The organism is Acinetobacter sp. ANC 4216, from assembly GCF_004331195.1.
In the GTDB taxonomy this organism is placed as follows: domain Bacteria; phylum Pseudomonadota; class Gammaproteobacteria; order Pseudomonadales; family Moraxellaceae; genus Acinetobacter; species Acinetobacter kookii.
The window spans coordinates 40839-59101 of sequence record NZ_SJOC01000017.1; the positions used below are offsets into that span (position 1 = coordinate 40839).

Annotated in this window: 22 protein-coding genes; 2 read left to right on the top strand and 20 right to left on the bottom strand. The window is 43.2% G+C overall.

Going from position 1 to position 18263, the window contains the following annotated elements:
• The first annotated feature begins 88 nt into the window (after window positions 1–88).
• Complete coding sequence (locus E0H88_RS13610; protein ID WP_131274575.1) at window positions 89–1600, top strand: flavin-containing monooxygenase; 1512 nt, start codon at window positions 89–91, stop codon at window positions 1598–1600.
• Between the two features lie 49 nt (window positions 1601–1649).
• Window positions 1650–2558 (top strand): LysO family transporter, encoded by a 909-nt coding sequence (locus E0H88_RS13615; protein ID WP_131274576.1) that lies wholly within the window; start codon window positions 1650–1652, stop codon window positions 2556–2558.
• Window positions 2559–3032: 474 nt separating this feature from the next.
• On the opposite strand, the gene pyrF is transcribed toward E0H88_RS13615, so the two are convergent.
• The 20 genes from pyrF to lpxK all read right to left on the bottom strand — a co-directional run bounded on the left by pyrF (window position 3033) and on the right by lpxK (window position 18260).
• Entirely contained in the window at window positions 3033–3713 is a 681-nt protein-coding gene (gene pyrF / locus E0H88_RS13620) for an orotidine-5'-phosphate decarboxylase (protein WP_131274577.1), read from the bottom strand.
• A 238-nt stretch (window positions 3714–3951) separates the two neighbouring features.
• Complete coding sequence (locus tag E0H88_RS13625; protein WP_131274578.1) at window positions 3952–4317, bottom strand: lipopolysaccharide assembly protein LapA domain-containing protein; 366 nt, start codon at window positions 4315–4317, stop codon at window positions 3952–3954.
• A gap of 21 nt (window positions 4318–4338) precedes the next feature.
• Window positions 4339–4641: an integration host factor subunit beta gene (locus E0H88_RS13630; protein ID WP_086174991.1), complete on the bottom strand. Its 303-nt coding sequence runs from the start codon at window positions 4639–4641 to the stop codon at window positions 4339–4341.
• A 160-nt stretch (window positions 4642–4801) separates the two neighbouring features.
• A complete protein-coding gene (gene rpsA / locus E0H88_RS13635; RefSeq protein ID WP_086195468.1) occupies window positions 4802–6478 on the bottom strand; it encodes a 30S ribosomal protein S1 in 1677 nt (558 codons plus the stop codon).
• A 107-nt stretch (window positions 6479–6585) separates the two neighbouring features.
• Complete coding sequence (cmk, locus tag E0H88_RS13640; protein ID WP_131274579.1) at window positions 6586–7269, bottom strand: (d)CMP kinase; 684 nt, start codon at window positions 7267–7269, stop codon at window positions 6586–6588.
• Window positions 7270–7286: 17 nt separating this feature from the next.
• On the bottom strand, window positions 7287–7718 hold the full coding sequence (locus tag E0H88_RS13645) for an SRPBCC family protein (RefSeq protein ID WP_092818351.1): 432 nt from the start codon (window positions 7716–7718) through the stop codon (window positions 7287–7289).
• Window positions 7719–7776: 58 nt separating this feature from the next.
• The gene (tadA, locus tag E0H88_RS13650; protein ID WP_092818352.1) at window positions 7777–8298 is read right to left on the bottom strand and encodes a tRNA adenosine(34) deaminase TadA; all 522 of its coding nucleotides are present in this window, start codon (window positions 8296–8298) and stop codon (window positions 7777–7779) included.
• Between the two features lie 4 nt (window positions 8299–8302).
• Window positions 8303–9427, bottom strand: a complete 1125-nt coding sequence (locus E0H88_RS13655; protein WP_131274580.1) for an enoyl-CoA hydratase/isomerase family protein — start codon at window positions 9425–9427, stop codon at window positions 8303–8305.
• The gene (ung, locus tag E0H88_RS13660; RefSeq protein WP_086195473.1) at window positions 9424–10137 is read right to left on the bottom strand and encodes a uracil-DNA glycosylase; all 714 of its coding nucleotides are present in this window, start codon (window positions 10135–10137) and stop codon (window positions 9424–9426) included. The genes E0H88_RS13655 and ung overlap by 4 nt, the downstream gene beginning before the upstream one ends.
• Before the next feature lie 46 nt (window positions 10138–10183).
• The gene (locus E0H88_RS13665; RefSeq protein WP_131274581.1) at window positions 10184–10780 is read right to left on the bottom strand and encodes a 6-pyruvoyl trahydropterin synthase family protein; all 597 of its coding nucleotides are present in this window, start codon (window positions 10778–10780) and stop codon (window positions 10184–10186) included.
• Window positions 10781–10952: 172 nt separating this feature from the next.
• Entirely contained in the window at window positions 10953–11900 is a 948-nt protein-coding gene (gspK, locus tag E0H88_RS13670; RefSeq protein WP_165493326.1) for a type II secretion system minor pseudopilin GspK, read from the bottom strand.
• An 18-nt stretch (window positions 11901–11918) separates the two neighbouring features.
• Window positions 11919–12602, bottom strand: coding sequence for a type II secretion system minor pseudopilin GspJ (gene gspJ / locus E0H88_RS13675; RefSeq protein WP_092818356.1), 684 nt, complete (start codon window positions 12600–12602; stop codon window positions 11919–11921).
• Complete coding sequence (gene gspI, locus E0H88_RS13680; RefSeq protein ID WP_131274582.1) at window positions 12599–13099, bottom strand: type II secretion system minor pseudopilin GspI; 501 nt, start codon at window positions 13097–13099, stop codon at window positions 12599–12601. Before gspI ends, gspJ begins: the two co-directional genes overlap by 4 nt.
• Window positions 13089–13649 (bottom strand): type II secretion system protein, encoded by a 561-nt coding sequence (locus E0H88_RS13685; RefSeq protein ID WP_131274583.1) that lies wholly within the window; start codon window positions 13647–13649, stop codon window positions 13089–13091. The genes gspI and E0H88_RS13685 overlap by 11 nt, the downstream gene beginning before the upstream one ends.
• 9 nt (window positions 13650–13658) lie before the next feature.
• Window positions 13659–14273 carry a TetR/AcrR family transcriptional regulator gene (locus E0H88_RS13690; RefSeq protein WP_131274584.1) on the bottom strand — a complete coding sequence of 205 codons (615 nt, stop codon included), beginning with the start codon at window positions 14271–14273 and terminating at the stop codon, window positions 13659–13661.
• Between the two features lie 45 nt (window positions 14274–14318).
• Window positions 14319–15092 carry a TatD family hydrolase gene (locus E0H88_RS13695; RefSeq protein ID WP_131274585.1) on the bottom strand — a complete coding sequence of 258 codons (774 nt, stop codon included), beginning with the start codon at window positions 15090–15092 and terminating at the stop codon, window positions 14319–14321.
• 26 nt (window positions 15093–15118) lie between these two features.
• The gene (locus E0H88_RS13700; RefSeq protein WP_131274586.1) at window positions 15119–15460 is read right to left on the bottom strand and encodes a PilZ domain-containing protein; all 342 of its coding nucleotides are present in this window, start codon (window positions 15458–15460) and stop codon (window positions 15119–15121) included.
• Window positions 15461–15481: 21 nt separating this feature from the next.
• Window positions 15482–16465 (bottom strand): DNA polymerase III delta subunit-related protein, encoded by a 984-nt coding sequence (locus E0H88_RS13705; RefSeq protein WP_131274587.1) that lies wholly within the window; start codon window positions 16463–16465, stop codon window positions 15482–15484.
• Window positions 16466–16478: 13 nt separating this feature from the next.
• Window positions 16479–17240 carry a 3-deoxy-manno-octulosonate cytidylyltransferase gene (gene kdsB, locus E0H88_RS13710; RefSeq protein WP_131274588.1) on the bottom strand — a complete coding sequence of 254 codons (762 nt, stop codon included), beginning with the start codon at window positions 17238–17240 and terminating at the stop codon, window positions 16479–16481.
• A 12-nt stretch (window positions 17241–17252) separates the two neighbouring features.
• On the bottom strand, window positions 17253–18260 hold the full coding sequence (gene lpxK / locus E0H88_RS13715; protein ID WP_131274589.1) for a tetraacyldisaccharide 4'-kinase: 1008 nt from the start codon (window positions 18258–18260) through the stop codon (window positions 17253–17255).
• Window positions 18261–18263: the final 3 nt, after the last annotated feature.

Sequence of the window (18263 nt, forward strand, 5' to 3'; positions counted from 1 at the left end):
ATCAATTTTTTTGTCATGGCTATCATGTCAGTGATCTCAGCCTTGCTATAACCTATAAAAAAATAGAAATCATAAGGCCAATAAAAATATGTATGCTCAAGCCCAGCCCCAGCCTATGCCAGTACAAACAAAGATTGCCATTATTGGTGCAGGTTTTGGCGGTTTGGCAATGGCTATACGTCTGCTACAAAGCAATATGCATGATTTTGTGATCCTGGAAAAAGCTGTTGATGCAGGCGGAACCTGGCGCGAAAACCAATATCCCGGTGCTGCCTGCGACGTCCAGTCCCATATGTATTCCCTTTCTTTTGCACCCAAAAGCGACTGGTCAAAACGTTATGCTGAAGCACCTGAAATCTTTAAATATATACAAGATTTAATGACCGATTATGATTTAGAAAAGTACTGCCAGTTCAATTGTGAAGTTTTGGCTGCTCAATACAATGAACAAAGTTGCGACTGGAAACTTAGCCTGAATAATGAGCAGACTTTGATTGCTCAATTCGTGGTTTTTGCATCCGGCCCTTTACATGTACCCCATATTCCTCATATCAAGGGCATTGAAAAGTTTCAGGGTAAAGTTTTTCATTCCTCACAATGGGATCATCAATACGACTTGACAGGCAAAAATGTTGCTTCCATTGGCACAGGTGGCAGTGCAATTCAATACATTCCAGAAATTGCAGCTCAAGTTAAGCAACTTTATGTGTTGCAGCGTACTGCGGCTTGGGTCATTCCCAGAGATGAACGCCGCTATTTCAATATTGAAAAGAAATTATTCAAAAAACTAGACTGGTTCAGAAAGCTGCATCGGGCACGCCTATATTGGTCAAACGAATCTCGTGTGGTTCCCATAGTTCAACCTGCAGTGATGAAATACACCCAAAAACTGGCAGAAGCATTTATCAAGTTTCAGGTCAAAGACAAAAATCTGGTTCAAAAACTGACACCCGATTACATTATGGGATGCAAACGTATTTTAGTATCCAACAAGTACTACCCCGCTTTTAACCGAGGCAATGTTGAACTGGTGACCGAGGCTATTCAGGAATTAACCGAAAGCAGCATCATTACCAAGGATGGCAAAGCGCGCGAGATTGATTGCTTAATTTATGGAACCGGCTTTATTACCGATCCACGGATTTATTTAAAATCCTTTCGTTGTACTGGCGAACATGGGCAGGAACTTAAAGATACCTGGAAAGACGGTGCAGAAAGTTACTATGGCATCAGCACCAAAGGCTTTCCGAATTTATTTCAGTTGCTGGGACCCAATACTGTTTTGGCACACAACTCCGTGATCTTTATGATTGAATCTCAGGTCAATTATATTCTGCAAATGATTGAACTGCTCAAAAACACGCAGAGTCATGCCATTGTGGTCAAAGATCAGGCACAGGACCAGTTCAACCAGCGTGTACAAAAACTGCTGGATGGTACAGTCTGGCAATCTGGTTGTGTGAGCTGGTACCAGCAAGATGGCGGGAAAAACTTTGCCCTATGGCCTACCTACACATGGAAATATTGGCTACAGACCAAAAAACTTAATCCTGCAGATTACCGTCTGCTAAATAAAACGGCTGGAAGTCGTGCAGCCTGAATATTTAAAGATCATAATAAGCAGGTATTTATTAGCTGCTTAATTCTTTATGCAATCCTTTTGGTTGATTTTCCAGTTACTCATTTGTTTAGCACTCGGATTTGTTTTGGCAAAACATTTACCTTCGTGGCTAGAACATCTTGCCTTTAAGACGCTGTCCTATTTTACTTATATTCTGTTGATTGCGATTGCCATTGAGTTTACGCAAACATTGCATACGATTGCTCAGCCTTGGCAAATTCTAAATTATGCTGCTGTTTTAGCCCTACTTACCAGCATCGGCGCATTCCTCTGCTGTTATGTACTATTCAAGCTCTTAGGGTATCAACCCAGTCACGGCAAAGTATCCATAAACCTGGTCAGCAAATCCCTCATCAATATCAGCTATGCTTTTATTGCCCTGGGCTTCGGTTATGCACTGTCTGAATCTGTAACCAGCATGGGCTACACCTTACAGATCAGTACCTGGAATTTATTGCTGGTATTCATGTTCTTGATTGGCCTGGATCTCGCCTATTCCCCCTTAGACCACTCCTGGTTGAGCTGGAAAATTTTACTGGTACCGCTGGGCTGTATAGTCGGTTCACTACTTGGGGCTTGCGTTACAGCCACACTGATTCCCAACATCAGCTTAAAAGATCTCATCATGCTGTCCCAAGGTTATGGCTTTTATTCCATGACCGGCATTGTGGTCACTGAACTCAAAAATACCCATCTTGGCAGTATTGCACTGATGAATGACCTGTTCCGAGAAATTCTGGCGATTGTGTTGATGTATATGATTGGTTGGCGTTATCCACGTTCTGCAATTTCTTCTGCAGGTGCGACAGCAATGGATGTCACCTTGCCCATGGTCAAACAGGCCTGTGGCAATGATTTTATTCCACACGCCATGGTCAGCGGCTTTATTTTGTCAGTCTTGGCACCTGTAGTGGTGAGTATATTGGCGGCGATTTAATTTTTCATATTTATCCCTCATCTAAGTAATGCTAATCAGTTAAGGAGTTGAGAAATAAACTCTTTAATTTTTTAGTAATTCATGGCGGAGTCTTACCGTTTTAAATCAATTCCTTGCAGCTCATTTTTTACTTTGGTTTCGCCCTGAGAAGCATTGCTTCGTAAGACCAAAGGCATCTTGCGGAGCAATGCTCCTCACCGCAAAACTCATCAGCCACTATCAACTCGCAAATTTATCGCAGAAACAATCATTTTTATGTAGCCCCACCTCAAACAGTTGCGGATGACTTTTCCGCATATCAAATACAGTCATGAATTTAAAAAGAAAAAGCCAGTCAATTTCTTAACTGACTGGCATTACTCATCTAAGTCCTTTCGCAAGAGGAGAAGGCTTGTCCATTTTTATAATAGTGGGACGTTCTCTCTCCCATTGGGAGATGAGGAGCACTGCTCCGCAAGGGAGAGGGTGTAAAATTTACAAAGTTGCCAAAATATCTTTCAGCATTTGACGCGGATTTTCCGACTTGGTAATTGGACGGCCAATCACTAAGTGCGTAGAACCATCCAGCATAGCCTGTTTCGGTGTTACGATACGTTTTTGGTCATCTGCCTCAGAACCTTCTGGACGAATTCCCGGGGTCACTAAAGCAAATTGCTGTCCCAAAGTTTCACGCAGCATTTTGGCTTCCTGAGCAGAACAGACCACGCCATCCAGGCCACTTTCCTGAGTGAGTTTTGCAAGACGTTTTACTTGCTCAAATGGCTCAACATCTAAACCAATATCTTTTAAATCTTCACGCTCCATTGAAGTCAGCACAGTCACTGCAATCAACTGGGTATTATAATTACCCGCTTGCAAGCGCTCTACACAGGTTTCCATCATCTTGCGACCACCAGATGCATGTACATTCACCATCCAAACGCCCAAGTCTGCTGCAGCACATACCGCCTGAGCTGTAGTATTGGGAATATCATGAAACTTCAAGTCCAAGAAAACTTCAAAACCCTTGTCATGCAATGCTTTCACTACACTTGGGCCTTCATGCGTAAATAACTCTTTACCAACTTTCACCCGACATAATGCAGGGTCTAACTGCTCTGCAATCGTTAATGCGTCATATTGGCTTTTAGCATCCAGTGCAACAATGATACTCAAGAGACTTACCTTCGCTCAGACAAAAAAGAAAGCCTATTATAAAAGGTATTCTAAGCTTTAACAAAGTGATAAAAAATTAGTTAATCGAAATTATTGCTTTGAATTTTCATGATGAGATTAACGTATATAGATAAAAAAACACCCTGAAGCATTTACCTTAGGGTGTTTTAAAATTGATTCAATCTTTCGGTTTCAAGCTGACTGGCTAAAACCTAAAAATTATCGCCAACATACAGAATTACAAGGGATTAGACGAACGATCATTCGGATGAATGTCTAAAACTGTTTTTTCATGTCTGCTATGGGCTGCTGCCTCAGCTGCCGCCAACTGTGCAGCCTGTATTTGTTCTTTTCGAAGATGCTCAATGTCCTTACGTAGACGCTTAATTTCCCAATGATTTTGAAATACCCGGAAAATTTGAACCCCTAACAACAAACCCAATACCAAACCTAATGCCAAGGTTAATAACAGCAATAAACCTAAACGCATTGCAGGTACCTGCGTAAACAGCAGGTCTACCGAAAGTTCAGTACCGTTTTGTAGTACAAGTGCTAATGAATAGCCAAAAAGTACAATGAGTAATGCGACTAAAACGTAACGCATAAACACCCCATAAATTTTTTATTACTGTGCAGATTCGTTTACTGCATCACGCAATGCTTTACCAGGTTTAAAATGCGGAACCGCTTTTGCAGCTACTTCAACAGATCGACCTGTTTTAGGATTACGCCCCACACGTGGATCACGGTGATGCAAAGCGAAACTGCCAAAACCACGAATTTCAATACGATTATCAGACGATAATGCAGCTATCATTTGATCAATCATAATCTTAACAGCTTCTTCAACCAAAGGCTCTGCTAAGTGTGGATTTTTTAGTGAAATTCGCTCTATTAAGTCAGACTTATTCAGTGCTTCCGTAGTCATCTGCGACCTCTTTAATTATCAAGCTACTTTGTAGATGAAACGATAATAACCTGTTTAAATACAAAACGGTAGCGTAATAAGTTAATACTACGCTACCGTTTACAGTATTTGTGTAAAAAGTATTAGTTAATTTACATTAACAATACATTTACAGCTCTACTTAGTTGCCCATTTGAGCTTTGATCAAATCACCAATAGTCTTAGGACCATTGTCTTGACCAGCTGCAGCTGTTTTCAAGTTAGCAACCGCTTCTTTCTCTTCAGCTTCGTCTTTCGCTTTGATAGACAAGTTGATAGAGCGAGATTTACGGTCTACATTGATGATTTTAGCTTCAACTTCTTGACCAACTTCAAGGAACTTAGTTGCATCTTCAACGCGGTCGCGGTTGATTTCAGATGCTTTAAGAGTCGCTTCAACTTCGTCAGCTAACTTAACAGTCGCGCCACGAGCGTCAACTGCAGTTACAGTACCTTTAACAAGCGCACCGCGTTCGTTAGCAGCCAAGAAATCGTTGAACGGATCACTGTTCATTTGTTTGATACCAAGGCTGATACGGTTGCCTTCAGCATCTACAGACAGGATAACCGCTTCAACAGTGTCACCTTTCTTGTAACGACGGATCGCTTCTTCGCCTTGTTCGTTCCAAGAGATGTCAGACAAGTGAACTAGACCGTCGATACCACCTGGTAAACCGATGAAGATACCGAAGTCAGTGATTGACTTGATTGTACCTGAAACTTTTTCGCCTTTGTCGTGGTCTTTAGCAAACTCTTCCCATGGGTTAGCACGAGTTTGTTTGATACCCAAAGAAATACGACGACGTTCTTCGTCCACTTCAAGAACCATAACATCAACTTCGTCACCAATCTGAACAACTTTAGATGGGTGGATGTTTTTGTTAGTGTGGTCCATTTCTGAAACGTGTACTAAACCTTCAACGCCTTCAGCGATTTCAGCGAAGCAACCGTAGTCAGTCAGGTTAGTTACGCGCGCTTTAACGATTGAACCTTTAGGGTAACGGTTCATGATCGCTAACCATGGATCTTCGCCTAATTGTTTAAGGCCTAAAGATACGCGGTTACGTTCGCGGTCGAATTTAAGTACTTTAACAGTAACTTCTTGTCCAACTTCAACAACTTCTGAAGGGTGCTTGATGCGTTTCCAAGCCATGTCAGTGATATGAAGAAGACCGTCAATACCGCCAAGGTCAACGAATGCGCCGTAATCAGTAAGGTTCTTGATTGTACCTGTGACTGTTTGACCTTCTTCAAGCTGAGCAAGAAGAGCTTCACGGTCAGCTGAAGATTCAGCTTCCATAACAGCACGACGAGATACAACAACGTTGTTACGTTTAGCATCAAGTTTGATTACTTTGAATTCTAACTCTTTGCCTTCAAGGTGAGTTGTGTCACGGATAGGACGAGTGTCTACCAATGAACCTGGCAAGAACGCACGAACTGGACCGATGTCAACAGTGAAACCGCCTTTAACTTTACCAGAGATAACACCAGTAACGATTTCGCCGTCTTCAAAGATTTTTTCAAGTTTAGTCCAAGTTTCAGCACGTTTAGCTTTTTCACGTGATAAAACTGTTTGACCCATACCGTTGTCAAGAGCTTCAACAACAACGTCAACAGTATCGCCAACTTGAACTTCAAGTTCACGTTGGTCGTTTAAGAATTCAGCGCGGTCAACGATACCTTCTGATTTAAGGCCAGTGTCAACTGTTACCCAGTCAGAGTCGATGTTTACTACAACGCCTTGGATGACTGCACCCTTTTCAACGTTGAGGTTTAATTCGCTTTCTTCAAAGAGGGCTGCAAAAGATTCGGTCATGATATACCTGATAAAGTCAGCGGTCTTGGATCAGACAAGGCCGGTTTAATTAAGCTTCCACATAGTCCGTAATAAACTGATCAAGCTATGCTTTAGCTGAAAATTCTTTAATTGGCTAATTGCTGGTCAACAAAGGTGGTCATCAACTTGAATACTTCATCAATGCCCAATGTAGAACTATCGATAATATAAGCATCTGCTGCTGGCTTGAGTGGTGCGACGGTGCGCTCCATATCACGTTTGTCTCGAGCTTGTATATTAGCTAAAATGTCGTTTATTTTAACATCTAGCCCCATAGCCTGCAACTGCTTTACTCGTCGCTCCGCTCGGGATTCAGCCGATGCCGTCAGGTAAATCTTGGCTTGAGCTTCCGGAAAAATGGCGGTTGCCATATCCCTGCCATCTGCAACCAGTCCTGGAGCTTGTGCAAATGCACGCTGACGCTCCAATAGCGCTGCTCTAAGTTCTGGAACTATCGCAACTTTTGAAGCAAACTCTCCCACCCGTTCTGTACGGATGGTTTGAGTCACATCTTCACCATCAAGTTCGACTCGGGTACCCGATTCAGTTGTCACAAATTTTATGTCTAAATTTGTTGCAATTTTAACGCACTGCTCCAGTTCGGAATCCAGGCAATCAAGTAAATCCTGTTGATGTAATGACAGCCCGAGCAGACGATACAGAGCACCTGAATCAAGCAAATGAAATTGATAATGTGCTGCCAGTTTAGCCGCAAGTGTGCCTTTTCCAGAACCACTCGGCCCATCTATGGTAATAATTTGAACTGTCATTAATTTTCCACTTTACGCTATACAGTTTTAGCTAATTTTGAAAAACCTAGTTTAATCGCAGATTTAAGCTGTGCAAGGATTAATTTACTGATAAAAGGAGCACGTGCCTGCAATTCAATGGTATAGGTGACCAGGGTCTTATCGGCAGCTTTGGCTTCGAACTCGATAATGCCCAAATGGTGTTTCACCAAAGGATTCTTCACAATCTGGTATTCGATACGCTGGTTCGGTTCCAGCAGGGTAATCTGTTCCCGTAAAGGCTTGATGGGACCAAAACCCATACGGCGTATCGAGCCCACCCCATCCGGACGCTCAGGATCACTGGAATCTTTAACCCGTTCGACCTGAATCGGTGCAAAGGCCACATTGTAGGTCGCATGCTTGGATAACAGATCAAAAACCTGATCGACGGGTGCGTTAAATTCTTTTTTTACTTGAATAGAATTCATGACTTATCCTGATTTTTATTGACAATACTCATTGTCATTATAGTTTACATGATTTGAATTAATGATTTTGATCATTTAGAGATTTTTCTTGTAATTTCTGCAATCGCTTTTGCTCACGGCGCTTCTTGAAAAAATTGCTGAGCTGCTGGGAACATTGTTCCTGCATACAACCTGCTTCATATTCGAAAACATGATTGTAATACCCTGTTTCAAATAATCGACGCACGCTCATTAAGGAACCTGCTTTCGGTTCAGTTGCGCCGAACACGACCTTGGAAACCCGTGCATGAATCAAAGCCCCAACACACATGGTACAAGGCTCCAACGTCACATAAAGCACCGCATCTTCAGGTAATCGATAGTTATTCAGATTTGTACAGGCCTGGCGCAAAGCCTGAACTTCAGCATGGGCGGTCGGATCATTTAAAGAAATGGGTGCATTATGTCCTGCACCAATAATCCGGTTTTGACTGACGATCACCGCGCCCACAGGAATCTCCTGTTTTGAAGCGGCAATTGCAGCCTGCTCATAAGCAAACTGCATCCAGTATTCATCAGTCAGTTGTGTAACATCAGTCATAGGGTTAACTGATGATCCCGTAATGCTTCAACAGCTCATTCCAGCTTTGAATATTGGTCACTGGCGGACAATCCGACAAGATGGTTTTTAAAGAGAAATCACTGCCTTTCACCCATTCCGGAGAGAGGTCTTTATCGACCAGACGCGCCCGCACACCCTCAACGAAATCAGGATGGCGAATCTTCCAGTTGGATATCTGCGTTTCAAGTTCAAAAACTTCATTCCAGGAATGAACGCGCTTGCCCCACTGCCAGAGCAGCCAGGTTAATGCCGCTGTAGTAGGCGAGCCTTTTTGCAGGTTTTCACTAGCTTGACGGAGCCAGTCACTGCGTGCATCACTAAGGCCAATAATAGATTCATAGTCATGTTCAAAGTTCACCCCACGGCAAACACTATGAATGACATCGAGTGAATTTTGTAAGGGACCCGGACCCACCGGACGGTGCATACTGTTTAAAGTGTCATCAATGGCACGAAAATCCCCAGCAGGATAATGTCCCCAATCAATATTCAGCACTTTATCTAGCACATTGTCACGCTGTGCATCGCAAATATGGGTTGCCCAGCCAATTCCATAGGCACCGGCAGAGGTCATAATTGAACCGGTCAAACCGGTAAACAGGCCAATCGCACCCCGGTCTGCCAGGAAGCGTGTCGCACCGACATCCGGATACAGGCCGATATTGATTTCAGGCATTGCCAAACGTGAATAAGGCGTCACCAGACGGAATGGTGCAGCCATAAACAGGCCCAGACCTCCACCCATCACATAACCTTCACCCCACACCAGTACCGGCTTGGCATAGTTATGCAGCAATAAATCCAATGCATATTCCTGCTCAAAGAATTTATTTGCCGTTGCAACTTCATCATTAATCACCAGCTGACGAAGTTTACGCACATCACCACCCGCACAGAAAGCCTTCGGGGTGGTTGAATCCAGCCAGATCGCTTTTACCGCATCATCATGGTGAAAATCTTGGAACACTTCCAAAAGTGCGGTAACGATAGATTCATCCAGGGCATGTAGAGATTTCGGCCGGTTCAGGCGAACAATGCGCCAGCCATTGATGGCTTCTTCTACAATGAGATCAGGATGATAATTTTTTAATTCAGGAGATTGTGTCATGCGTCCAGCTGCCAATTGATCGGCTCAATGCCATTTTGTTTCAGATAATTATTTGCTTTTGAAAATACTTTACAACCAAAAAAACCACCACGATTTGCTGACAGAGGAGAAGGATGTGCAGCTTTTAATACCAGGTGTTTATTTTGATCGATACGTTGTCCTTTACGTTGTGCATAGGCTCCCCAAAGGATAAATACAATATGCTCACACTGCTCATTTAAAGCATCAATCACATGATCGGTAAAGTCCTCCCATCCACGTTTTTGATGTGATGTCGGCTGTCCAGCCTCAACAGTCAATACCGCATTGAGCAATAACACACCTTGTTCAGCCCAACGGGTTAAATCGCCATGCTTGGGAACAGGAATCCCCAAGTCGGTGTTTAATTCATGAAAAATATTACGTAAAGATGGCGGTAATGCAACCCCTCTTTGCACAGAAAAACTTAATCCATGTGCCTGATTAGGCCCATGATATGGATCCTGCCCCAGAATAACGACTTTAACACGGTTGAAAGGTGTTGTATTTAAGGCATTAAAAATAAGTGAATTAGGAGGATATATAATTTTATCTGCATGTTTTTCAGTCAGCAAAAACTGTTTTAAATCATCCATTTTCGCACTCAGCAAAAAATCGCTTAATGCATTTTTCCAACTTGCATCCAACTGGATTTTATCGAGTTTAGCTTGCTGTTGTTCCGTTAAAGACATACCTGCTTCCTAATTTTTTCGACCAGACCAAACTTTCTTATTGTCTTCAAATGTGTACTTGAAGATCTACGGTTGGATTTTGGAATTTCATGCCTTGTTGTAATTTTTCATACATTTTAGGATCTGCCCACTCCACTTGAACCTGTTCAGAAAACACAATCTGGTCAAGACTGAGCACACCCATTTGCGTATTTTCAATATCTTCGATAAAGCTTTGTGCATAACCGGTATCGGTTTCATGCACAATCACCGAATAAACCTCCACGTCGCCTTCCCCATTTTGGGTAATGGTCGAAGCCAGCACTTGCTGGGCCAGATAGAAAAAAATACGTGAGAACTGTTCTGCAGAGGGTGAAACAGGTAAAGATACCCAGCGTGCACTAAATTTTTTGCACGCCTCAATATATTCAGCATCATCATGCTGCCAGAAGCAGATTGCATGATCAAAACTGTCAAAAATATCCTTGATCACCCCTTTTAATAATCCGAAGTCATATACCATTTGACCATGATCGAACCTGGACGCCTTGAGCAACAATTCAACTTTATAGCTATGACCATGAATTGAACGCTTACAGCGGTCCGATGTGCAATTTCGCACAATATGAGCATTTTCAAACTTAAATAACTTACGAATTAACATGTGCCCTGATGCAATCAAAAATCTGTGAATTAAATTTGATTATAAAGCAAAAGTGAAAGTTATAAAGCAAAAGTGAAATTCTGAACATTAATTTTACTGTTCAAGAGCATTGGAGAAATACATTAAGTTAAATAGAGGTGTTTCTCATTTTTCATCGTTTCTCGGAATCTGATTAGAATGGTGCCATGCTGCGAGATGCCACATACACCGCCTTATCCTTTCGCACCAGATCACTACTGAACTGGCGTTTACGTTCACCGAGCTGCACTTCAATTCTGGCTTTAAAATACGCAGATTTTACATCTAACAGATTGCCAGCCTCACTTCTCACCTCTGCACCAAGCTGTCTAAACGGTTCAATCTCCCAAAGCTCATTCACACTGGAAAAATACTCTAAATTGGCTTGGCGTTGTTGCAACAGCTGTTGCACCGTGTTGATATCCAGTTTGGGATCGAGACTGGCCAGCAGCATTGCCGGAGCAGTATTGATATTCACCTTGGTATCCGCATTTGGAGCAGCACTCACATAATCGGCAATTTGCAGATATTTTTTTCCTTCAAAGCCACGTACCAGTTTCAGTTCTTCTACACGATGAAATTTGCTGTTTGCCGGTAAATAGCCCTGTGGCAATCCCTGATAATAACTGGCTTCTGCACCCATCGAGCCTATGGTTTCGTTATCGGCATCTTGCCAGTCAATGACCGCTTCACTTAACTTTTCCGGCAATCCCACACGCAGCAGCAGTTTCTCAAACCAGGCTTTTGCCTGAGGATTGGGCGTACCATCCGTATTTACCAGGCTGTTTAAATTAAATTTGCCTGATTGATCTTCTAAAGTTCCCGCAATAAAACCATCCTCTACAGGAAAAGCCGGCATCGGTTTGGCCCAGTTTTCTTGCAAATAATCAATATTACCGGCATTTTCCGCATCATCGACCAAAAGCTCTGAAAAAAAGGCTTCAGCACTTTTAGCATACAACAGTGACTGGTTTTGACGCATCAAATATGCCGTGTTTTCAGCTGTATTGGCCTGTCTTTTGGCAATGGTCGCAGCCAGGATGGTGGCCAATGCCACCATGACCAGAATCGTAATTAAGGCAACACCCTGTTGCGGCTTTATGTTCAATTGAGTCACACCTTAAGATGTAGATTTATTTGTATTGCTATTTGCATTGTTATTCAAAGTACTATTCTGCTGTTTTAAATAATCGGTGTTTAATAAACTGAAAATCCACTCATAGGCCACATCTTTGACGGTCAGTTTAATTTTAATGCCCTTCGGCAAGACCTGTTTTTGTATGACATCGTTTAAATCCGCCTGCCCCTCTGGCCACGCATTAAGCTCATTCGGATTTAATACCACAATTTCAAACTGGTCGACATCATTTAACAGCACACTGGACTCAGGCTGATCCCGCCCTGTACTGTTTAAATTGCGATATTTCAGCCGATACAGTTTCTTTTCATCGGCACGATATTGATATTCCACGCGCTCATCCGGCGAAATCCCCTGCTGCAAAGGATCAGTCACACCGGTTTTGCTAAAATTAAATCGGCCATTTTGCAAAACCAGAGCAGGCTGAATATCGTTATTGATATTGGCATTCAGTGGCACAGCCTGAACGGTATCACGCAGAATCTGCTGATAGGCTTCCTGCAACTGACCCAATTGCATTTCGTGTTCAGCATTACGGTCCTTGACCTTGATCATATAATCAAAGACTTTCCAGCCTAATGCCGAAAGCACGCTAAAGATGGCAATCGCCACCAAAAGTTCAACCAAAGTGAAACCTTTTTTATTTTTTGCAGTCTGCTTTTTCATGCTTTGGCCTTCGGGTTAAAGAAAACCACATGGGTCACCCCTGATTCAACCTTGCCAGTTTCCGCATTAAACAAACTGACCTGTACTTCTATGCGTTGTACATTGGGACTGATGGTCGATTGCGCAGATTTGTCAATTTGCCAGGTTTCTCCTTGCTGGGTGACCTGTTTGGACTGGGTTCCCTGCAGCCATTCCTGATTCACTTCCATCAGCGCCACTTCATTTAAGGCCACGAATTGCGCCTTGGTCCTTAAAATGGCATTGGATGTTGCCTGAGTGTATTGCATCGCCACTTTGGTAAAGGCAATTGCAGCAGTGGCGAAAATTGCCAGGGCCACCATCACTTCCAATAGCGTAAAGCCTGAGGCACGATTAAGTCGAGTACTACTCGATCGTGCCGCAAGTCCGAAAGCTATGCTTGAGGAGCAGCGATGAGGCAAACAACGTTTCGTCCGAGCGCAAGATGACGAACCATGTTCGGAGTATCTAGCTTGCATTGATTTTACCCAGATGATCAATCTCGATTTCCTCACCAATCGGACGCTGCTCAAAATAAAACTGAATCCGTACCGGTTTGGCTTCGCCATTACCCAGCCACAGCAGCTGTGGGGCATTCGAATTCAGCAAATCTTCATTATTGGCATTTTCATAAGCATGATCGAGTGAAGTAATGCTAAAAGAAACATGCTCAGGCAAAGCCCTTGGAGTAAATTCCGTATACTCTTGCCATTTTTTGTTTTCTTCAACAATTTGCGGAGCTACGGCTTGAATGGAAGGAACGATGTATTCAACCACTCCATAACGGAACGGCGATACATCAGTGGCACTGTGTACATCCAGGGCAAAAATGCGGGCCTGATCATTGGCTTCACGGTTAATCCTGCGTAAATCCATCATAAACACTTCCCGTGCCTGCATGGCTTTACGCTGGTCTACCCCGTTAATATTGGTCAGAATTAAAGAAGCCATGATTGCCATAATCACAATGACCACCATCAACTCGATCAGGGTAAAACCACGAATTGATAATGGCTGGATTGGCTTCATGGCATACCTTTAAGCAAACTGTTCCGCAGAACTGACCTGCTTGGGCATTGCCAAGGCCTGATCAATATAAGCTACGCGTAATGTGTCACGTGAACCTAAATAGCGCTGGTAAAAACTGGAATTCAGAATAGCTGCAGCGCCATGCGTTAGGGCCCAAATAGATGCCAGATAATCGCGTGTAGACATGCCACTTTGAATACTTTCCAGATAGCTTTCAGTCATACGGATAATAATGCGCAACCGCTGTTTTCTGACCTGATACAGTTCGCTAAATAAAAGATTGATCCCTATACCGGTGGTAGAAAGACGTTCTTCAATTTGATGGAACAGTACTGTGCGCTCAGGATGATGTAAATGATGCAGCATAAAGAAGGCCAGATGCTCCGGAAAGGCTTTTTCGGTATCCTTAATCATCTCGAGCAACATGTTCTCATTACGAATAATGAGTAGCATGTAAAGCTCATCCTTACTCTGGAAATGTTTATAGAGAGTTCCCTTCGCCAAATCGAGTTCTGCTGCCAACGCATCCAGTGTCATCCCTGATTCGCCATTTTCTAACAGCAGCTGCTCTGCAACCTGAAAAATTAACGCTTCTCTTGCTCGAAACTGAGCCTGACGATCCATCTTCACTCTGTAATTCTCTTCTGCGCTTATATCAATTTAATTTATTTACTTTAAATTAAGGAGGTTTTCAAAGTTCTGCATTGTAATGAAAGCAATTTCCTCAACGGACTTATCATATACATCACTTAGGGCTTTGGCTACATAAGGCACGTATTTTGGTTCATTAGATTTTCCTCTATATGGCATCGGTGCCAGATAAGGGCTGTCAGTTTCAATCAGCACCCGATCCAGCGGAACCTGCTTGGCCACATCGCGTAAATCTTGTGCATTTTTAAAAGAAACGATTCCGGAAAATGATACATAGTAACCACAATCCAGTACAGCTTTAGCGGTTTCCCAGTCTTCAGTAAAACAGTGCAAAATACCATGCGTGGATTTTTCAGCCCGGATGATATCCACAGTATCGTGTTTGGCAGCGCGGGTATGCACCACCACCGGTTTTTTCACCGCCTGAGAGGCATGGATATGACGGGCAAAACATTGTTTTTGTTCGGCAATAAAGTCGGTGCTATGGAAATAGTCCAGGCCAGTTTCACCAATCGCCCAGACTTTTTCAGGCTGTGCCAGTTCAATCAGATAATCTGTCGTGGCGCGTGCCATGACCGCAGGATCTTCACAAGGATGCACACCCACACTGTAACCTACATCAGCATGGCGTGAGGCAATTTTAGCCAGCTCGATATGATCGTCCAGATCAACCGAGATCGTCATAAATCTGGACACTCCCGCTTCACGCGCCTGCGCTAATGCCAGATCCAGATTGCCATCATAAGGCGTCAGATCCAGCATGGTTAAATGGCAGTGAGTATCTACAAACACGGCGATATCCTAAATCGTTTAAACAGCTACATAGTGTAACTAGTTCGACCTTCAGACTTAAGACCTGCAAGCAACTTTTCAGCTTCTGATTTGTAATAAACGCCTTTTTCTCCGGTCAATTGCATACCAAAACCTTGTAATTTGATGCCATTTTGTTTCTGAGAGACCCAGATGACCTTGCCTGTTAAAGGAATTTTCTGTGATTGTTCAGGTAAAGTTGCCAGCACAAAAACTTCTTCACCGAGCTTAACCGGCTGTTTGGTCGGAATAAACAATCCCCCACCAACAACATAAGGCATATAACTGGCATACAAGGTATCTACATCTGAAATATTGGCATGAATAATACCGCCCATACGTGGTTGCATTGTTATTCCCCTTAAAAATATTTAAATGTTCATTAGTTTTATACACAATTGATCAAGCACTAAATTGCTTTGTACATTCTGCTCAATATATTGTTTGGCTTGCTGCAAATCCGAATAAACCGTAAATAAAAATTCCAAGGTATAGTGTTCGGATAATGCACTCAAATCCAGATCGGAATTTTTAATCTGCTGACTGAGCTTGACACAAATTAAATCGGACAACAAGTATTCAAACATTTGTGAAAATTCACTAAAACTCAGCGCCTTATTCCATTTGGTCGCAATCGCCATCGGCATATTTTTTTGCGTGACCAGTTTTTGCCAGTCCGTTAAAAATTCCTGCCGCTTATTTAACCATTCCGTTTCAGCCAGCTGCATGGCCTGTAATGGCATCTGATTAGATAAATTCATCAACAGTTGTTTCTGGGTTTGACCTAAATCCGGTAAATGTTCGGTTAAATATGCATCCGCTTGAGTCACAGAAATACGGTCTAGCGCAAAATGCTGCAAACGGCTACGAATGGTCGCAGGAAGCTTTAGATAATGATCGGCCAGCAGGATGATGACCACCCGCTCACCCGGCTCTTCCAAAGTCTTCAGCAAGGCATTGGCAGAAGCGATATTTAAGGCTTCTGCCGGTTCAATCACGATCACGCGCCAGCCATCGACGGTTTGCTGCACAAAGGGCAATAAATCACGGATTTTTTCAATCTTGATTTTGGCATTCTGCTTTTTATTGTCTTCATCCGTGCTGATATGGACATAGTTGGGATGGGTATCAGACTTTAACCACAAACAGCTGCCGCATTCACCACAAGGGGCATTGTTTTCATGACGATTGGCACATAACACCCAAGCCAAAAAATATTGGGCAAAAGCTTCCTTGCCACAGCCTTTTTTGCCGTAAAAAAGCAGGCCATGCCCCAGCTTGGGAAAGCGTCCGGTCAAGGTCTCCCAAACCGTTTGCTGCCATGGGTAAACTTGTGCCACAACATTATCTTGCATGAAGGTATTCACCTTATTCGAAGCAGGAAACATCCATCTGATTCAAACGGTCCAGATCTGCCTGGGTATCTACACCCGGTGGCAAGTTGGCTTCTGCAACCGCAATCGCAATACGGTGACCATTTTCCAGTACACGCAATTGTTCCAGACTTTCCAGTTTTTCCAGCACACCCATATCCCAAGACACATATTCTTGCAGCAAATTCACACGGTAAGCATACAGCCCTAAATGACGGTATGCCTGTTGATGTAATTGCTGAATTTCTTGTTTGGCACCATCACGGTCATAAGGAATCGTGGCACGGCTAAAATACAAAGCCTGGTTATATTTGGACATCACCACTTTCACAATGCTGTCGCGCTGAAACTCTTCCAGACTATGAATCGGCTCACAAAGGGTCGACATGGAAGATTCAGGTTGCGATTCCAGTAATTGCGCCACCTGCTGCACCAATTGAGCCGGAAGCAGAGGTTCATCACCTTGTACATTGACAATAATGTCTTCGCTATCCCAGCCTTTAATGCGGGCAACTTCACTTAAACGGTCGGTGCCAGAGGGATGATCTGAACTGGTGATAACGACATCCACGCCTTCTGCACGGCAAACTTCTGCAATACGCTCATCGTCGGTTGCAACACATAAATCATCAAAACCAGCCACTTTTTTTGCCTGGTCGACCACTCGTAGAATCATGGCACGACCATGAATTTCCAATAGCGGCTTGCCCGGCAAACGGGAACTTGCAAAACGTGCTGGAATAACAATATGTTTCATAAACAATGAACCTTAAGAGATTGGAATGCCAAGTTGCTGTAACTGTTGATGCAAGACATCGTAGCATTGTGGTGAAAGCACTGCTTCAACAGGAACCACCCAGATTTCCCGTTTAAAATTTGGATTTTGCTTTAATAGGGGCAGCAGTTTTACTGCGTCTTTTTCCGTGGTAATAATGGGATTGTTATCTTCAAACTGCAGATCCGTAATTTCATAATCATAGTGGTCAGGAAATTCATGGCACTGAAACTGGTGAATCCCCATGGAATCCAGGGTGCTGTAAAAACGTTGCGGAAAACCGATACCCACGACAGCATAAAAATTATCCGCCGGATTAAAAGATCTTTCATCTTCCGCATCATTCAGCAAATAAGGCGCAGCAACTTCTAAATGCATATTCAGTTCGGAATTGGGCTGACTGGCATGCTCAATGACCGTCGCTGTTGTTAAGCGGCTTGGCGGTTCGCGTAAATATCCTTCAGGCAATAACTTTTGATTACCCAAACCACGATTCTGATCCAGCACAATCCACTCAATTTGTCGTGCTAAAGCCCAATGTTGCAAACCGTCATCACTAATAATTAAATCCAGCTCATGTCTGGATAACAGATATTCGATACTATGTTGCCGGTTTGATCCCACTACCATGGGCACACCGGTAGACTGCACAATCAGACAGGGTTCATCCCCCACCACTTCAGGAACTGACTCCAAATCCACATAGGCGGGAAAAGGTCCTTTTCCACCGTAACCGCGACTGATGACACCAACACGGACATTTTGACTTTGAAGATAATTGACCAGCTGAATCAGTAACGGCGTTTTACCGCTACCACCGACCGTAATATTGCCAATCACCATCACCGGAACCGGAGATTGATAGCTGGCTTTAACACCGCATTGGTAAAGCTTTTTGTTGAATAAAAAGCCCCCACGATAAATCCATGACAAAGGTCTAAGCACAATCAACCACTTGGCCTGTCTATTCCAAGCATCTTGCATAAATTGTGCGAATGACATAAA